Genomic DNA, 1,048 nt, shown 5'->3' on the forward strand with positions numbered 1-1,048 from the left:
ATTTTAGTGGAATTATCGTTTTAATTTGTATTTTCGTTTAGCCGAAAATACTCTCTTTCATAAGTTGCAAACTGCTTGTGGCGCGAGAACGTTGTGCGTGATTGCTCCCAAATTGGAAAGCGGAAAACCGAAAACTAATTGACAGCCGAAATTGGAAAACTAAATATTGGAAAGCGGAAAATTGGAATCTAAAAAGCAGAAACTTAAAAATTGTTTTTTGGCAAACCTAAACTTGAAAATTTGGAATCTGAAAAGCAGAAACTTGAAAGCTGGATTTTTGACAAACTAAAATCGGAAAATCGGAACCTGGAAAATCGAAATCTAAAAGCAGAAAATAATATTGAAACCGCATAACCGAACTGTTGGCGATTTTCAGAACTTGCTCACTTTGCGTGTCACAACCTCGCACAACACACGTCTCTAGCTATTTGCAAGTTTAGTGGAATTATCATTTTTAATTCCTATTTTCGTTTAGCCGAAAAGACTCGTTTCCATAAGTTGCAAACAGCTAGAGGCGCGAGAACGTTAGGAGAGATTGCTCCGTGGACGAACAACAGATGAATTTAATAAGGGTTTTGGAAACGGAAAAGACTAAAAACGTCTAGAGAAAGCTGACGAAAATTGGATGCAGAAAATATTGCGGACAAACAAAACGTGAATCGCTTCTCGGAAAACCGAAAGCGGATTTTTTTGTGTTTAACGGAAAGTTGAAACTCAAATGCTGAAACTAATTGGAGAGGAAATTGGAAGACGGAAAAACTTGCTGAAATTGGAATCGAAAATTGGAACGGCTAATGATTCGTGCTTTTCGTCCGTGTCGCAACCTCTCCTAACCGTCGTTACAAGCGATTTGGGCAATTGGCTTAATTTGAAGATGGTCTTGTATTTGTGAGATTTTGGCGAATCCGAAAAATAACGCTAATTTAGTCCCAAACCGCTTGTAGCGACAAACCGTTATGTGGGAGTTGAAAAAGAAATTTTCTGCTAAAATCAAGTTTTTTTTAAAAGCGAATTGTTGCGCAGAAAACCGAAATTCAGAAACGTGAAA

Annotated in this window: 1 protein-coding gene; it reads right to left on the reverse strand. The window is 37.6% G+C overall.

What is annotated here, in order from left to right:
- Positions 1–829 precede the first annotated feature (829 nt).
- On the reverse strand, positions 830–1,048 hold a 219-nt coding region (locus H600_RS23115; RefSeq protein ID WP_209320125.1), incomplete at its 5' end, for a hypothetical protein.

The organism is Flavobacterium denitrificans DSM 15936 (genome assembly GCF_000425445.1).
Taxonomy (GTDB): Bacteria; Bacteroidota; Bacteroidia; order Flavobacteriales; family Flavobacteriaceae; genus Flavobacterium; species Flavobacterium denitrificans.